This is a genomic window from Aeromonas sp. 96A, assembly GCF_051919165.1.
In the GTDB taxonomy this organism is placed as follows: domain Bacteria; phylum Pseudomonadota; class Gammaproteobacteria; order Enterobacterales; family Aeromonadaceae; genus Aeromonas; species Aeromonas veronii.
Window position 1 is genome coordinate 4,107,094 of record NZ_JBQBFE010000001.1, and the last position, 15,683, is coordinate 4,122,776.

A 15,683-nucleotide genomic window follows, 5' to 3' on the forward strand; every position below is an offset into this window, starting at 1 on the left:
ATGATCCCGCCCCGTTCCCCTCTTCAATCAGATAGTGATCCCCATCGACTGGCGCAAGTAAGCGCCCGCACCGAGCAGCCCTGGCCCTTCATGGGTGATCAGGAACACCGGGATCTCCTTGAGGTAGGACTTGAAGCGCCCCTTGTCTTCAAAGGCGACCCGGAAACCGGAACCGGTAAAGAACTCCTGGAAGCGCGGCACTATGCCACCTGCGATATAGATGCCGCCAAAGGTACCCATATTGAGGGCCAGATTGCCGGCAAAGCGGCCCATCAGCACGCAGAACAGGCTCAGGGTGCGACGGCAATCGAGGCACTCCCCGGCCAGTGCGCGCTCGGTAATGTCTTTGGGGGCAAACGGTTCTGGCTCACGGCCATCGGATTTCACCAGCCCGCGATAGAGATTGACCAGGCCCGGGCCGGAGAGGAAACGCTCTGCCGAGACATGGCCCAATTCGCCTCGCATCACCTGCAGCACCGCATCTTCCTCTTCGGTGTTGGCAGCAAAATCCACATGACCACCTTCACCCGGCAGGCTCAGCCACTGCTCACCCGCCTTGACCAGATGGGCGACCCCAAGGCCGGTGCCCGCACCATAGATGGCGATGGGCTTGCCAGCCACTGGCGCCGCGCCGCCCAGCTGGATGCGATCCGATTCAGCCAAGACCGGCACCGCCATCGAGACCGCAGTAAAGTCGTTGATCACTTGCAGGCGTGCCAGCCCGAGATTGCTCTGCATCTCGCTGATGGAGAACTCCCAGCTGTGGTTGGTCATGGCAACCCAGTCACCGTTGATGGGGCAGGCGATGGCGATGCAGGCTTCAGCCACCTGTACCTTGTGTTCCTCCAGATAGAGGCGTACCACGGCTTCAAGGCTGGGATGGGCCAGACCTGAGTAGGTCTTTGCCTGAGAGATAGTACCGGTGGCCAGCTCACACAGGGCCAGACGCGCATTGGTGCCGCCGACATCGCCGACCAGCGCATGGGTATGCTGCATAACAACTCCTTCGTTACAGGATGGGGACGACTCTGGTGTCCCGAGATTATTGTTGGATTATGACGGCCCATTCTATCCGAGCTCAGGCTTGCTCACCCGCCGGATCGATACAAACGTGCGCCTGCTCACAGTGTTGTTGCTTTGCAACATTTGTAAGCGCTTTCATGGCTAGGTGACGTTTTGTAACGAAAAGTACGAAATAATTAGAGATGAGTCATACTTTGTATGGCAGGCGTTAGTTGCGATAACCGCTTGTCTTGTATAGTCCTTAGCTTGAATGGAAACTTGCTTAGCCGTAGATTGAGTGCAAAGACACTGAAGCTAAATTACAAAAACGCCTGGTGGTGATGATGAATACCCTTGATAAAATTACGAATAACTTGGAAAGTTTCAGTAAATCAGAACGCAAGGTTGCCGAGGTGATCCTGGCGTCTCCCCAGACCGCCATCCACTCCAGCATCGCCGCTCTGGCCAAGATGGCCGACGTCAGTGAACCGACCGTCAACCGCTTTTGCCGCCGTCTCGATACCAAGGGCTTTCCTGATTTCAAACTCCATCTGGCCCAGAGCCTGGCCAATGGCACCCCTTACGTAAATCGTCATGTGGAAGCGGAAGATGGGCCTGATACCTACACCGCCAAGATCTTCGAATCCACCATGGCCTGTCTGGATGCCGCCAAAAACAGCCTGGATATCTCCGCTATCAACCGCTGTGTCGATATCCTTACCCAGTCCAAGAAGATCAGCTTCTTCGGCCTTGGCGCCTCCTCCGCCGTTGCCCGCGATGCCCAGAACAAATTCTTTCGCTTCAACATTCCGGTAGTGAGCTTTGACGATATCGTCATGATGCGCATGAGCTGCATCAACAGCAGCGAAGGGGATGTGGTGGTGCTGATCTCCCACACCGGTCGCACCAAGGCGCTGGTCGAAATCGCCGCGCTGGCTCGCGAGAACGACGCCACCGTGATCGGTATGACCGCCAAGGACTCCCCGCTGGCCCGCGAGTGCAATCTGGTGCTCTCCATGGATGTGCCGGAAGATACCGATGTCTATATGCCGATGGCATCCCGCATCGCCCAGCTGGCGCTGGTGGATGTGCTGGCGACCGGTTTTACCCTGCGCCGGGGGATGAAATTTCGCGAAAATCTGAAGAAAGTAAAAGAGGGATTGCGCGAATCACGCTTCGAAACCCCGCACTCTTCCTGAACCGTCGGGGGCTCCGGCCCCCGACTGTCTATGCCACCCGCCTTGGTGTAGTATTGTAATTTAATAACAAAAACCACCCAGATGGTTTGTAAACGGGTGCATCGAGCCATGGGCTTGATGGGGCAGAATCTCAAGTCATATCAACTTCATATTGGAGTCTTTCATGCCTAGACGTACAAAGATTGTAACCACACTTGGTCCGGCTACCGACCGCGAAGGGATCCTCGAAGGGATCATCCGCGCCGGGGCCGACATGGTGCGGATGAACTTCTCTCACGGCACTGCTGAAGACCATATCCTGCGCGCCAATCAGGTGCGTGACATTGCTGCCAAGCTCGGTCGTCACGTCGCCATCATGGGTGATCTGCAAGGCCCGAAAATCCGTGTTTCCACTTTCAAGGATGGCAAAATCTATCTGGCCATCGGTGACAAGTTTATTCTCGACGCTGCACTCGGTAAGGGTGAAGGTTGTCAGGAGCAGGTCGGTATCGACTACAAGAGCTTGCCAGACGATGTGGTACAGGGCGACATCCTGCTGCTGGACGATGGCCGTGTGCAACTGAAGGTCGAGCAGGTTGAAGGCTCCCGCATTCACACCACGGTGACCGTGGCCGGGCCGCTCTCCAACAACAAGGGCATCAACAAGAAAGGGGGCGGTCTCTCCGCTCCGGCCCTGACCGAGAAAGACAAGGAAGACATCAAGACCGCTGCCCGCATGAATGTGGACTATCTGGCTGTCTCCTTCCCGCGCTGTGGCGATGATCTGCGCTACGCCCGCGAGCTGGCCCGCGAAGCCGGTTCCAATGCCAAGATCGTGGCCAAGGTTGAGCGCGCCGAAACCGTCGCCACCGATGAGGCGATGGAAGACATCATCCTCGGTTCCGATGCTGTGATGGTCGCTCGTGGCGATCTGGGTGTCGAGATCGGTGACCCCGAGCTGGTTGGCGTACAGAAGAAGCTGATCCGCCACTCCCGTCGTCTGAACCGCGTGGTGATCACCGCGACCCAGATGATGGAGTCGATGATCAATGCGCCTCTGCCGACTCGTGCAGAGGTCATGGACGTGGCCAACGCCGTGCTGGATGGTACCGATGCGGTGATGCTCTCCGCCGAGACCGCCGCTGGGCAATTCCCCATCGAGACCGTGACCTCCATGGCGAGCGTCTGTGTCGGTGCCGAGAAGCATCCGAGCCTGAACGTCTCCAACCACCGCATGAGCTACACCTTCACTTCCGTTGAAGAAGCTGTAGCCATGTCCACCATGTATGCGGCCAACCACCTGGAAGGGGTGAAGGCGATCGTGGCGTTGACCGAGTCCGGTACCACGCCGCTGCTGATGTCCCGTATCAGCTCTGGTCTGCCGATCTTTGCCATGTCTCCCCACAACAAGACCCTGGCCTGGACCAACCTCTACCGTGGCGTCACTCCGGTGATGTTTGACGGTGACGAGACCAAACCGGTCTACGAAGTGTGCCGCGACGCGCTGGCCGTGCTCAAGGAGAAGGGGCTGCTGCAAAGCGGTGACATGGTGCTGCTGACTCACGGTGACAAGATGGAAACCGTGGGTAGTACCAACACCTGCAAGGTGATGATGGTCGAATAAGCCCGTCCGGTTTTACTGTGCTTAAAAAGGCTGCTCCTCTTTGATGAGCAGCCTTTTTGTTAACCGCTGTTAGGCTGTAGCGGGATAAACAGGACTCAATGATTGCTTAACCGGATTCCCCTTCCGATAATGCGGGAGTGATTTTCAGCGGGTAGCCTGTTGTAGGTGATCGTCCCAGGTAACCCAGACACTCGACAATACGGGAGTGAAAAAATGAACAAGCGTAACTGGTTGCTGGCCCTGTCACTGAGTTTGGCCTTCTCACCCTGTTATGCCGACTGGGCCAAGCTCAAGGCCGCAGCGTCCGATTTGGGAACTGCAGTGAGCGAGACCAGCAAGGAGGTGTGGCAGGATGTCAGCGATTTTTCCAAGAAGAGCTGGGCCTCCATCTCGGCCTGGGGAGAAGATGCCTTCAATACCGCCGGGGTCTGGACCGACAAGAGCATCGCGACCGGCAAGGAGTGGCTGAAGGCGGCCGACAAGGAACTCAACGAGATGCTCAACCCCAAGACGGCGAAAGAGGCGAGGAGCGCGCTCAATACCATGGCCGACACTGCGCTGATCCGGTTGTTCAACGAGCAGCCATCAGCCAAGTTGTTGTTTGACAAGGCTTATGGCTATGCAGTGTTCGATTCGCGCAAGTTCTCCCTGATGCTGCATACCAATCAGGGGGCCGGGGTGGCAGTCAATCGCAAAACCGGTAAGCACACCTATATGAAGATGTTTGGAGCGGGTCTGGCGGCCGGGATTGGTGGCAAGTTCTATCAGCAGGTGATCCTGTTTGAAGACAAGGCCAGATTCGATGCCTTCGTGACCCAGGGGTGGGAAGCTACCTCCGAAGTGGGTGTGGTGGCCGGCAAGGAGAGCGCCGAGCTGACCGCCAAATACAACGGCGGCATGGCCATCTACCAGATTGGCGAGAAGGGTTTGCTGCTCGATGCCAATATCTCCGGCTCCAAATACTGGATTGACAAGGACTTGACTGAAACGAGCCGCTAATTCCGCCGTTATCGGTTGCTCACTGCACACCATATGCTTGTCGTGATCTCGCCAACAGGCCCGCAATGCGGGCCTGTTTGTTCTCTCGGTGTCAGTGGGCTGAATAGACCTGCTTGCCCTTGAACATGGTCCAGAGCACCTTGGTCTCCTTGAGCTCTTCGCTTGCTACCTGTTCCAGATTGCGATCCAGCAAGATCAGGTCAGCACTCTTGCCCGCGCTGATGGAGCCAATCTCTTTCTCCCGTCCAATTACCTTGGCGGCGTTGAGGGTATAGGCCTGCAAGATGGCCTGACGGCTGATCTGCTCGCTGGCGGGGGGCAGCAAGCCAAGCTCCCCTTGACGAGTGATCGCGGTATACATGGCGAGGAAAGGGTTGGGGCTGGAGACCGGCCAGTCACTGGCACCGGCGATAATGGCGCCGCTTTGCAGCAAGCTGCCTGCCGGATAGAGGCGGGCTAGTAGTGCCGGGGGCACTTTTCCTTCAAGCAGCAGGGTGGTCGCCACGTTTTTCCCGGCCCATAACAGTTGCATCGATGCGGCCACATTGAGCAGTTTGAAACGGGCAATGCTGGCCGGGCTCACCACCTCCAGATGGGTGATGCTGTGCAGCAGGCGGTGATCCTGATTGTGGGCCCGGGCATAGGCGATGGCATCGAGGGATTCACGGACGGCCCGATCGCCGATGGCATGAAAGTGAGCGATAAGTTGATGGGCATCCGCGGTGCGGATCAGCTCGTTAAAACGCTGTTTGTCCAGATCATCCTTGCCGCTGTAACCGGGACGGTTGAGGTAGGGCTCGCTCAACTTGGCGGTCTGGGATGGATACTCGATGACACCATCTTGCAGGATCTTTATCCCCACCAGTTTAACGTCCGGGGCATCTTGAAACTGCTGTTGCAGCGCCAATACGTCATCAATGATGGCGGGTGATGCATGTATCCCCACCAGTGCCAGTGCGGACACATGTCCGGTCAGCTTGCCTTCCCGGGAGAGCATGCTGTACGCCGGCAGCAGGCCGGTATCGCGGCGATCCGGCTCGGCGTTGAAGATGGGGGCGAGGGGGCGAATGTTGCTGATAGGGTCCATCCAGGCGGTAATGCCCACCTGATTGAGTTGTTTGGCGGCAGTCATGATGGCACTGGCAATCGTCTCGTCGCTGACGGGGGGCAGCGCCTTGAGGATGGCATCCCAGCCACCTTCCGAGGCAAAGCCATTGAGCTTGCCGGATGGGGTGAGGCCAAAATTGCCTTTCAGTGGAGCATAACGACCGTCAAGGGTGTCGGCATCAATGCCAGCCTTGCGCAGCATGGCCTGATTGGCCCAACCGGTGTGGGCATCCGAACCGGCCAGCACTACCGGGATCTGCCGGTATTGCGGGCCATTGAACACCTGATCGAGCAGGGGAAGCTGATGCCAGTAGTCGAGGGAGACATTGCTGTATAGCTCTACATCGCCCAGTGTCAGGCGGGGGTCATCCTTGCTGCGGGTCAGAAATTGCTGCACCTGCTCAACCTCACTCATGGCATCAGGAAAGTTAACCGTCATCCCCTGAAAACCGGCAAATGCCGCATGAACATGGCTGTCGATGAGCCCTGGCATCAGGTACTTTCCTTTCAGATCAAGACGCTTGGCATGGTTGCCGAGGCGGGCGCTGACCTCCTGATAGCTGCCGACTGCCACTATCTTTTTACCTTCAATGCCGACCGCTTCCGGGTGAGGGTTCGCCGGATCACCACTGTAGATGGTGCCGCCAAAGATCAGCGTCTGGCTCTGTGACTGGGCATTGGCGGCAGCGGGGAGCGTTACCAGCAGGCTGGCGAGAAACAGCGTTTTGATATTCATGGGCATGACTCCGTCGCTTCGGTGCCCGAAGGCACCGAAGTGGGTAAATGGAAATGAGGTATCGGCTTATCGGTTGATCAGCGGGATACAGATATCAAACACGTAATGCTCCTGGTCGGGGTCCGTGCCTGCGTGGTATTGCTCGTAACACGGGCGATCGTCGCAGTTCAGCCCTTGGCCCACTACCCAGCGAAACGCCGTTTCCCAGCAGGCAACCAGTTGATCGCCGCGAGCGATAAACTGACAAACCGCATAGGGGCCCGCGGCGATGATCTGGGTGGTTAACTGGCGCCCAGCGGGGATCTCTGGCCCCAGCTCGATGCAGACGTCAGTACGGCAACGGGTCTCATCGGTGATATCGGGGATATCCCAATAGAGACTCAGGGTACCTGCTGGTGTCATCGCCTCGTCTGAGGTGAACAGCGCGAGCAAATCCCGATGAGCTTGCTCGCAGGTCTCTTTGCCATAGGGGCCCAGGCGGCGCATGTACGCCACGCGCCGGGCGGGCATCTGCCTGACGCTTGCCCCCTGCAATAGATCCGGGTGTTCGGTGACCGGGTGCATGACCAGGCTATCATAGGTGTCAAAGGGAAGGGGATCGTTTCCAATCTTGCTTTTCCAGTTTCCCCCCTGCTGCTGGCGGTATTCCGAGGGGCTCATGGCGAAGTGCAGGCGAAAGGCCTTGGCGAAATTCTGCGAGCTGGAGAACCCGGCGGCCAGTGCGAGGGTGGTGATGTCGCTTTGAGGGGAGGCTAACAAGCGACGGGCAGCGCGCTCCATACGCAGGCGCCGGGTAAATCCGGCAATGGTCTCGCCGACCATCGTCTTGAAAATACGGTGGAAGTGGAAGGTGGAGATGGCCGCCGCTGCTGCGACCTCATCCAGGCCCGGATTGTCATCCAGATGGTGGCTGATGTAGTCCATCGCCTTGAACACGGGTTTGCGATAATCCAGAGCGGACTCCTTGCCAGCCAGCAAAAGTGGGCGTCAGAGTCGGATTTAATCAGAGCCACCTGCCGTTGTCGAACCCGTCCGGCCTGGTCTGGCCACTCATCCTCGTCGCGTTTTTAACGCATTGGCACTCTAATTGCTTGTTGCATGCCAGCGTCAATGATTTGTCTGGGGATGGAAAATGGAAATTAGTGCAAGCAGCCTGATGCAAGAGATGCAGGCGCTCAAGATCGAAGCAGGCGCAACGCCGCTGGCACAACCCGGTCGTCAGGTAACCTCCGACTTTGGTCTGCTGCTGCAACAGGCGCTTGGCAACGTCAACGAGCTGCAAGGGGCCGCCAATGATCTGCGTACCCGTTTCGACATGGGCGACAAGTCGGTTGATCTGGCCGAGGTGATGATCGCGGGCCAAAAATCGTCTATCGCCTTTGAAGCCACGGTACAGGTGCGCAACAAGATGGTCGATGCCTACAAAACCATCATGAACATGCCGGTATAAGCGACGCCAATAAACCATGACGACTGAACATCATGAACATGTCAGCAATAAGGACATAAATCGTGGCTACTGACCAAAACGGCGATCTGCTGATAAACGATGAGGGCACCGCCGCCCTCGATGAAAATGAGCAGAAGAGTTCGGCGCTGGGCTTCCTGTCCAACACCGATGTGCTGCGGCAAATCACCCTGATCCTGGGGCTTGCCATCTGTCTGGCCATTGCGGTGTTTATCCTGCTGTGGGGCAAGGAGCCGGACATGCGTCCCCTCGGCACCTACACCACCCAGGAGCTGGTGAAGACTCTCGATTTCCTCGATCAGCAGAAGATCCCCTACGAGGTAGATGGCAAGAGCGTGCTGGTCAACGCCGAAAGTTACCCCACTATCCAGCTGGCCCTGACCCGTGCCGGTCTTGCCAATGCCACCGATAGCAACATCGGTGGTGAAGATATCCTGCTCAAAGATTCCAGTTTCGGCGTCAGCCAGCGGATGGAGAGTGAACGTCTGAAGCTGAGCCGCGAGCGCCAGCTGGCGAGCGCCATCGAGCAGTTCCAGAATGTGGCCAAGGCCCAGGTGCTGCTGGCTATCCCGAAAGACAACGTGTTTGCCCGCAACGAACGCAAACCCAGTGCCACTGTGGTACTCAACCTGAAGGGGGCGGCGCTGGGGCAGGGGGAGGTGGACTCCATCGTCGATATGGTCGCTTCCGCCGTACATGGCCTTGAGCCGACCCGCGTCACTGTCACCGACCAGAATGGCCGCCTGCTCAACTCCGGCTCGCAAGACCCGATCTCGGCCCAGACTCGCAAAGAGTTTGCCATGCAGCAGAAGCAGGAGCTGGAGTACAAACAAAAAATTGACGCCATCCTGATCCCGGTGCTGGGGGCTGACAACTATACGGCGGAAGTGGATCTCTCCCTCGACTTCTCCCAGCAGGAGCAGACCCGCAAGACTTACAACCCTGACTTGCCTGCTGTGCGCTCCGAAATGACCATGGAAGAGAATAGCGCCAGCGGCAGCAACGGTGGTGTGCCCGGCGCCCTCTCCAACCAGCCCCCTGCCGCCTCCAATATTCCCGAGGAGGCGACCGGTGGTGATGGTGCCAGCGCTGCTGCTTCGGGCCGCTCCCGCAAAGAGGCAACCCGCAACTTCGAACTGGATACCACCGTCAGCCATACCCGTCGCCAGATGGGTGGCATTCGCCGCATGACCGTCTCGGTTGCCGTGGATTACAAAGCGGTGCCCGGTGCCGACGGGGCCGTGACTCGTGAGGCGCGCACCCAGGCAGAACTCGATACATTGCGCCGTTTGTTGAGCGGTGGCCTTGGCTTTGATGTGACCCGGGGTGATACCCTTGAGGTGGTCGCGATTCCGTTCAATCGCCCAGAGCTGGATACCGTGGCCGAGGTGCCGCTCTACGATCAGCCCTGGTTCTGGCGTGCGGTGCGGATTGCCGCCTCGGTACTGGTGATCATCGTCTTGATCGTCACCGTGGTTCGCCCCATGCTCAAGCGACTGCTCTATCCGGATGCCAAACCGGAAGGGGAAGTGGATTTCGACAACCACACCGTACTGGGTGGCGACGACGAGTTGAGTCTGCTGTCAGCACAAGTCGAGAACGCTCAGGTATTTGGTGTGCGCGATGGCCAGTTGAAACTGCCGGATCTGCACCGTGATGAAGACTTGCTCAAGGCGGTACGTGCGCTGGTGGCGAACGAGCCGGATCTGGCCGCTCAGGTCATTAAAGAATGGGTAACGAACAAAGATGCCTGAAGAAAAGAAGAGTCAAGTCACCGGCAATGACATCACCGACAGTCAGCGCCAGATCCTCGACCAGATGTCGGGTATGGAGATGGCTGCGGTGCTGATGCTGAGCCTCAATGAAGAGGATGCCGCCCAGATCTTCCGTCATCTCGAGCCCAAGCAGGTGCAGCGGCTCGGTATGTCGATGGCCTCCATGTCCGACTTCAGTCACGATCGGGTGGCGGCGGTGCACCGTCAATTCATCGACGATATCCAGAAGTACACCAACATCGGTATCGGCAGCGAAGACTTCGTGCGCAAGGCGTTGGTGGCGGCCCTTGGCGAGGACAAGGCGAGCAACCTGGTGGACCAGATCATTCTCGGTTCCGGCGCCCGCGGCCTCGATTCGCTCAAGTGGATGGATGCCCGTCAGGTGGCCAGCATCATCCAGAACGAACACCCGCAGATCCAGACTATCGTGCTCTCCTATCTGGAGCCGGAGCAATCCGCCGAGATCCTGAGCCAGTTCCCGGAGCAGGTGCGCCTCGATCTGGTGATGCGTATCGCCAACCTCGAAGAGGTACAACCGGCGGCACTGCAAGAGTTGAACGACATCATGGAGAAACAGTTCGCCGGTGCGGCCGGTGCCCAGGCAGCCAAGATGGGCGGCCTGAAGGCTGCCGCCAACATCATGAACTATCTGGATACCAATATCGAAGGCCAGCTGATGGACTCCATCCGCGAGTCGGACGAGGAGATGAGCCAGCAGATCCAGGATTTGATGTTCGTGTTCGAAAACCTCATCGATGTGGACGATCGCGGCATCCAGACCATGCTGCGGGAAGTGCCGGGGGATCTGCTGCAACGCGCCCTCAAGGGCTCCGACGATCAGATGCGCGAGAAGATCTTCAAGAACATGTCCAAACGGGCGGCCGAAATGCTGGCGGACGATCTGGAGGCCATGGGGCCGATCCGGGTCTCCGAAGTGGAAGCGGCCCAGAAAGAGATCCTCTCCATCGCCCGTCGTCTGGCGGATGCCGGCGAGATCATGCTGGGCGCCGGTGGCGGCGAGGAGTTCCTCTAAGCCATGGCCCATAAACAGAACCGCGATGCCAAGCCCGCATCAGGCAGTGGTGAGGAGCCGCGCAAAGCATGAACAACAAACTGCGTGGTTATGTGCGCCCCGAGGGTGATGATGCCCGGGTTGAGACTTGGGGCTTGCCCGAGATGGAGGTCGAGGTAGAGGCGGGAGCGCCTACCAATGCTCTTGGCCTGGCCCCTGACTGGTATCAGCAGGAAGAGGAGGTGGTGGAGCCGGAGCCCGAACAGGAGCCGACCCCCAGCATCACCGCCGAAGAGCTTGAAGCGATCCGTCAGGCCGCCTGGGAAGAGGGGATGGCCGAGGGGCGCGAGTCCGGTTATGCCAAAGGGATGGAAGAGGGCAAGCTGGAAGGCTTGCAACAGGGCCACTCTGCCGGTCTCGAACAGGGGCGCGAGGAGGGGCTGGCCATGGGCCGCGAGCTGGTGGAGCAGGAGATCGCCCACTGGCAGGGGCTCGCCACCCGCCTTGCCAATCCGCTTAACGAGCTGGATCAGGCGGTGGAGCAGCAGCTGGTCTCGCTGGTGATGCAACTGGCCCGCGCGCTTATTCGTCATGAAGCGGAGACCTCCCCCCGCATTCTGCTGGAGGCGCTTAAAGAGGGGCTGGCCTTGCTGCCTGCCGCCGAACAGGGGGTGACTCTGATGTTGCATCCCGACGATATCGCGCGAATCGAACAGGCATTTGGCGCCGACGAGTGCGCCAAGCGCCACTGGCGATTGCAGAGCGATCCCACCCTCTCCCCCGGCGATCTGCAACTGGCTACCGAGCTCTCCAGCATCGATTTGACCCTCTCCGGGCGCATCGATCAGCTGCTGCGCAATTTCTTGCGGGACAATGCGTCGCAGAAACCGGCTTCGCCGGACTCACGCCCATAACCGATGCCGGACGTTGCCGTCCGGCTGCACTTTTTAGCTTCCAGGAGGCCAGATGAGCGGCTCGCTACTGAACCGGTTGCAAGGGTACAAGGTACGCGACAGCGCCCCCAAACCGCCGGTCGCCGGCAAATTGACCCGGGTGGTGGGGCTGACCCTCGAAGCCATCGGCTGCCGCGCCGCCATCGGTGCCCTCTGCCGCATCGATACCCTTGATGGGACGCTGGAGGCTGAAGTGGTCGGTTTTTCTGGCGATCGCCTCTATCTGATGCCGAGCGAGCAGCTCAAGGGGGTGATCCCCGGTGCCCGAGTGGTGCCCATCACCGAAGAGCACGGCATTCCGGTCGGCATGAACCTGCTAGGTCGAGTCATCGACGGCATCGGCCAGCCACTCGATGGCCTCGGCCCCATTCTCTCCTCCCAGACCGTGCAGTTTGCCCAGCACCGCATCAACCCGCTCTCTCGCCGCCCGATCCATCAGCCGATGGACGTGGGGGTGCGCGCCATCAATGCCGTGCTGACGGTGGGGCAGGGCCAGCGGATGGGGCTGTTTGCCGGTTCCGGTGTCGGCAAATCGGTGCTGCTGGGCATGATGACCCGCGGCTCGGTGGCGGATGTGGTGGTGGTCGGCCTCATCGGTGAACGGGGTCGGGAAGTGAAAGAGTTTATCGAAGACATTCTGGGAGAGGAGGGCCGTGCCCGCTCCGTGGTGGTAGCGGCTCCCGCCGATGCCTCGCCGCTGATGCGGCTCAAGGGGTGTGAAACGGCGCTCGCCATTGCAGAATATTTCCGCGATCAGGGGCTTAATGTGCTGCTCTTGATGGACTCCCTCACCCGTTACGCCCAGGCCCAGCGTGAGATCGCGCTGGCGGTGGGCGAGCCGCCGGCGACCAAGGGTTATCCGCCCTCGGTATTTGCCAAATTACCGGCGCTGGTGGAGCGGGCGGGTAACGGCAGTGACGGCCAGGGCTCCATCACGGCATTCTTCACCGTACTGACCGAGGGGGATGACCTGCAAGATCCCATTGCCGATGCGGCGCGGGCGATCCTCGATGGCCACATAGTGCTGTCACGCGAGCTGGCCGATGCGGGCCACTATCCGGCTATCGATATCGAGAAGTCCATCAGCCGGGTCATGCCCATGGTCACTTCGCCGGAACATATGGATCTGGCGCGCACCCTCAAGCAGTTCTACTCCCTCTATCAGCAGAACCGGGATCTCATCACCATCGGTGCCTACAGTCAGGGTTCCGATCCGCGCATCGACCGTGCCATCATTCAAAAACCCTATCTGGATCAGTTCTTGCAGCAGGGGATGCGCGAGGTCATTCACTACGATGATGGCCTGCAAGCCTTGCAGATGGTGGCGATGCCATTGATGCGCTGATGATGGTCGGTAACAGAGAGGTCGACGATGAGTAAAGGGTTGGTATTGTTGGCCGATCGGCTGGTGGAAGCGGAGCAGCAGTGTGCGCTGGCACTGGTGAAGGCGCAGCAGGATCTCAAGCTGTTCATGGATCAGCAAAATGCCCTCAACCAGTACCGCCAGATCTATCACCAGCAGTGGACCGATCGCGGCCTGCAGGGGATTTCACCCCAGCAAAACACCCAGTATCACGCCTTTATCAACAAGCTCGAACAGGCAGCGACCCAGCAGTACGAAGGGGTGTTGCAGGTGCGTCAGGCGCTGGAACAGCGCCGTGAAGAGTGGCTGGCTGCTCAGCAGCGGCGCAAGGCGGTGGAGCTGTTGCTGGAGAAGCAGGCGAGCCGCGAGCAGCAGAAAGCCCAGCGTCAGGAGCAGAAGATGCTGGATGAGTACGCCATGTTGCGACGCTTTCATCAATCTGGCCTGTAACTTGCTTTGATATGGACATTGTCGGCGGCCATCTCTTTGGGGGCCACCAGAATTCAGGGATCCCATCATGATGCAGACACTGTTGACACAAACGCCTTCGGCTCCGGCCAACGGGTTGGACAAAGCGCCTCTGAGCGGTTCCGTCGAGAGCAAAAGTATCGATGGGGGAACCGGCAGCGACAGCAAGGGTGATTTCGCCACCTTGATTGCCAAAGCCCGGAACAGCGAACAGGGCCCTGCCGAGGCCACTCAGGGCGGTAACCATGTCCGATCAGCCAAATCTTTGGCGACCGAGAGCGCCTCTCCCAAAGAGGAGAGCGGCAAGGAGGAGGATCCTGACGCCGACAACAAGGTGGAGGAGGTCCTTGCTACCGACTTTCTGCTGCGCCTGCAAGACTCCCTCAAGCTCGATACCTCGCTGGTGACTCCCCAGCTGGCGGTGGCGGCCCAACAGAGCGCCACTGCGGTAGACGGCAATCCGTTGCCGCAAGAGGGTGAGCTGGGGGGGATTGCGCTTGATGAAAGCGAGCAGACCCCTGCCGCTGCCAGAATTGCCAGCCAGCTTGCCGGTCAGACCGGGGCGCAGTCGCCGCTGGCGACGACCGCCAACTCGACTCTTGATACCACGGTATCGTCCTCTGCGGCGCGAGTGGTTACGCAGGGCGATGCCTCTTCTGCCGTTCTCTCCTCTGAAGGTGAAGATGCCGCCACCACTGCGGATGGGAAGTCCGGGGAGAAAGCCTTTGCCAAGGGCGAAACCCTCGGGATAGATGGCAAGCATACCAAGCCCCTCACGGGGGCCGAGCTGATGGCCCTGCTGGCCAAGGTGCTGCCGGTCGATGAGTCGGCAAGCACCGCCAAATCCGCTGAGTCGCTCGCTGCAAAAGAGGCTGGCGACAGCAAATCCGATCTCGCCGCCAGCAATGCTTTGACTAACAAGGGGCAGGCGACGCAAACCGCGATTCAGGGGGCCGCGCTCAAGGCCTTCAATGAGGGGCTCAAGCAGCCTGAGGCTGGCACAGCTACAGCTACGGCTGAGGGCAGTGATGCAACTGGCAAGGGGGCAGAAAAGGGGGCCGCCGAGGGTAGCCAGCAGCCAGCCACCGCCGCCAATCAAGGTTCGGCGCCCGTGAGGACGGCGCAGAGTGCCGCAGAAAGTGCCGCAGCCCAGAGCAGCGTAACGACAAATGCGACGGCTCAGAGCGATAGCGCTGCCGCCCCCGTGATGGTGGCGCCGCAGCAGGTGTTGGCACAGGCTGAATCTCAGGGGCCGCAAGCACCGCTGTCGACCATTTCAGCCGGCATCAAGCAGATGGAAGTGACCGGCACCGACGAGGTACGCAAAGCGGTTTCGCTTGAGGTAAAACCGAAGGCCGGTGAGGCGGAGAAGAGCCTGGTTGCGACGACATCTAGCAGTGAGAGCAGCCCGAGCCAGACCGTTCAGCATGGCCAGAACAGCCAGACTCAGCCACAGGTAGCCGATAGCCGGGCCCCCGCCGCTGAGACGACGCTGCGCCGTGAGCCGCAGAATTTACCCCATTTGAAACTGGCCAGTCAGGAAGCACCTGCCGAATTGCACCAGAAGGTCAATGTGATGCTGGCCGAAAAACTGCAACAGGCGGAAATTCAGCTCGACCCCCTCGGCCTTGGCAAGATGAAGATCCAGATTCAGATGGGGGCCGACAGCCAGGCCAACGTCCATTTTGTGGTACAACATGGCCAGACCCGCGAGATGCTGGAGCAGGCGATGCCCCGGCTGCGTGACATGCTGGCAGGGCAGGGGATCCAGCTTGGTCAGACGCAGGTGCAGCAGCAGTCGCAACAACAGCAGCAACAGGGCCAGCCCACCTTTAACGGGCAGGGGCAGCAGGGTCAGAGTAGTGGTCAGCAGCGGTCCGGTAACGGGCTGGTTGAAGGGGAACTCACCACTTCCAACCCCAGTTTGCTGGTGGAATCGACAAACGGTTCCGGAATTGATTTCTATGCTTGATGCAATCCCGAGTAAGTTTATGATAT

At 59.3% G+C, this 15,683-nt stretch carries 12 protein-coding genes and 1 pseudogene; 10 read left to right on the top strand and 3 right to left on the bottom strand.

Annotation, left to right across the window (positions count from 1 at the left end; genetic code table 11):
* Positions 1-27 precede the first annotated feature (27 nt).
* Positions 28-999, bottom strand: a pseudogene (gene glk, locus ACTG2W_RS19125) (glucokinase); the annotation flags it as partial.
* A gap of 347 nt (positions 1,000-1,346) precedes the next feature.
* On the opposite strand from glk, the gene ACTG2W_RS19130 reads away from it, so the two are divergent.
* The 3 genes from ACTG2W_RS19130 to befA all read left to right on the top strand — a co-directional run bounded on the left by ACTG2W_RS19130 (position 1,347) and on the right by befA (position 4,803).
* Complete coding sequence (locus ACTG2W_RS19130) at positions 1,347-2,201, top strand: MurR/RpiR family transcriptional regulator (protein ID WP_005334759.1); 855 nt, start codon at positions 1,347-1,349, stop codon at positions 2,199-2,201.
* A gap of 163 nt (positions 2,202-2,364) precedes the next feature.
* Positions 2,365-3,804 (top strand): pyruvate kinase, encoded by a 1,440-nt coding sequence (gene pyk / locus ACTG2W_RS19135; protein WP_128835232.1) that lies wholly within the window; start codon positions 2,365-2,367, stop codon positions 3,802-3,804.
* Positions 3,805-4,017: 213 nt separating this feature from the next.
* A complete protein-coding gene (gene befA / locus ACTG2W_RS19140; RefSeq protein WP_236316353.1) occupies positions 4,018-4,803 on the top strand; it encodes a beta cell expansion factor BefA in 786 nt (261 codons plus the stop codon).
* Between the two features lie 91 nt (positions 4,804-4,894).
* On the opposite strand, the gene ACTG2W_RS19145 is transcribed toward befA, so the two are convergent.
* Positions 4,895-6,646 (bottom strand): amidohydrolase, encoded by a 1,752-nt coding sequence (locus ACTG2W_RS19145; protein WP_440016459.1) that lies wholly within the window; start codon positions 6,644-6,646, stop codon positions 4,895-4,897.
* Between the two features lie 66 nt (positions 6,647-6,712).
* On the bottom strand, positions 6,713-7,624 hold the full coding sequence (locus ACTG2W_RS19150) for an AraC family transcriptional regulator (protein ID WP_440016460.1): 912 nt from the start codon (positions 7,622-7,624) through the stop codon (positions 6,713-6,715).
* A gap of 154 nt (positions 7,625-7,778) precedes the next feature.
* On the opposite strand from ACTG2W_RS19150, the gene fliE reads away from it, so the two are divergent.
* The 7 genes from fliE (at position 7,779) to ACTG2W_RS19185 (ending at position 15,657) form a co-directional block, all read left to right on the top strand.
* Entirely contained in the window at positions 7,779-8,096 is a 318-nt protein-coding gene (gene fliE, locus ACTG2W_RS19155; protein ID WP_005353687.1) for a flagellar hook-basal body complex protein FliE, read from the top strand.
* Between the two features lie 62 nt (positions 8,097-8,158).
* Complete coding sequence (fliF, locus tag ACTG2W_RS19160; RefSeq protein WP_440016461.1) at positions 8,159-9,868, top strand: flagellar basal-body MS-ring/collar protein FliF; 1,710 nt, start codon at positions 8,159-8,161, stop codon at positions 9,866-9,868.
* On the top strand, positions 9,861-10,922 hold the full coding sequence (gene fliG / locus ACTG2W_RS19165) for a flagellar motor switch protein FliG (protein ID WP_005334749.1): 1,062 nt from the start codon (positions 9,861-9,863) through the stop codon (positions 10,920-10,922). Before fliF ends, fliG begins: the two co-directional genes overlap by 8 nt.
* A gap of 68 nt (positions 10,923-10,990) precedes the next feature.
* Positions 10,991-11,815 (top strand): flagellar assembly protein FliH, encoded by an 825-nt coding sequence (gene fliH / locus ACTG2W_RS19170; RefSeq protein WP_421309250.1) that lies wholly within the window; start codon positions 10,991-10,993, stop codon positions 11,813-11,815.
* Positions 11,816-11,867: 52 nt separating this feature from the next.
* On the top strand, positions 11,868-13,199 hold the full coding sequence (gene fliI, locus ACTG2W_RS19175; protein ID WP_005334747.1) for a flagellar protein export ATPase FliI: 1,332 nt from the start codon (positions 11,868-11,870) through the stop codon (positions 13,197-13,199).
* Between the two features lie 27 nt (positions 13,200-13,226).
* Positions 13,227-13,667, top strand: a complete 441-nt coding sequence (gene fliJ / locus ACTG2W_RS19180) for a flagellar export protein FliJ (RefSeq protein ID WP_005334746.1) — start codon at positions 13,227-13,229, stop codon at positions 13,665-13,667.
* Between the two features lie 67 nt (positions 13,668-13,734).
* A complete protein-coding gene (locus ACTG2W_RS19185; RefSeq protein WP_106842732.1) occupies positions 13,735-15,657 on the top strand; it encodes a flagellar hook-length control protein FliK in 1,923 nt (640 codons plus the stop codon).
* Positions 15,658-15,683 lie beyond the last annotated feature (26 nt).

Coding starts and splice junctions, on each gene's coding strand:
- ACTG2W_RS19130 (WP_005334759.1), top strand. CDS start 1,347: ATGAATACCCTTGATAAAATTACGAATAACTTGGAAAGTTTCAGTAAA.
- pyk (WP_128835232.1), top strand. CDS start 2,365: ATGCCTAGACGTACAAAGATTGTAACCACACTTGGTCCGGCTACCGAC.
- befA (WP_236316353.1), top strand. CDS start 4,018: ATGAACAAGCGTAACTGGTTGCTGGCCCTGTCACTGAGTTTGGCCTTC.
- ACTG2W_RS19145 (WP_440016459.1), bottom strand. CDS start 6,646: ATGAATATCAAAACGCTGTTTCTCGCCAGCCTGCTGGTAACGCTCCCC.
- fliE (WP_005353687.1), top strand. CDS start 7,779: ATGGAAATTAGTGCAAGCAGCCTGATGCAAGAGATGCAGGCGCTCAAG.
- fliG (WP_005334749.1), top strand. CDS start 9,861: ATGCCTGAAGAAAAGAAGAGTCAAGTCACCGGCAATGACATCACCGAC.
- fliH (WP_421309250.1), top strand. CDS start 10,991: ATGAACAACAAACTGCGTGGTTATGTGCGCCCCGAGGGTGATGATGCC.
- fliI (WP_005334747.1), top strand. CDS start 11,868: ATGAGCGGCTCGCTACTGAACCGGTTGCAAGGGTACAAGGTACGCGAC.
- fliJ (WP_005334746.1), top strand. CDS start 13,227: ATGAGTAAAGGGTTGGTATTGTTGGCCGATCGGCTGGTGGAAGCGGAG.
- ACTG2W_RS19185 (WP_106842732.1), top strand. CDS start 13,735: ATGATGCAGACACTGTTGACACAAACGCCTTCGGCTCCGGCCAACGGG.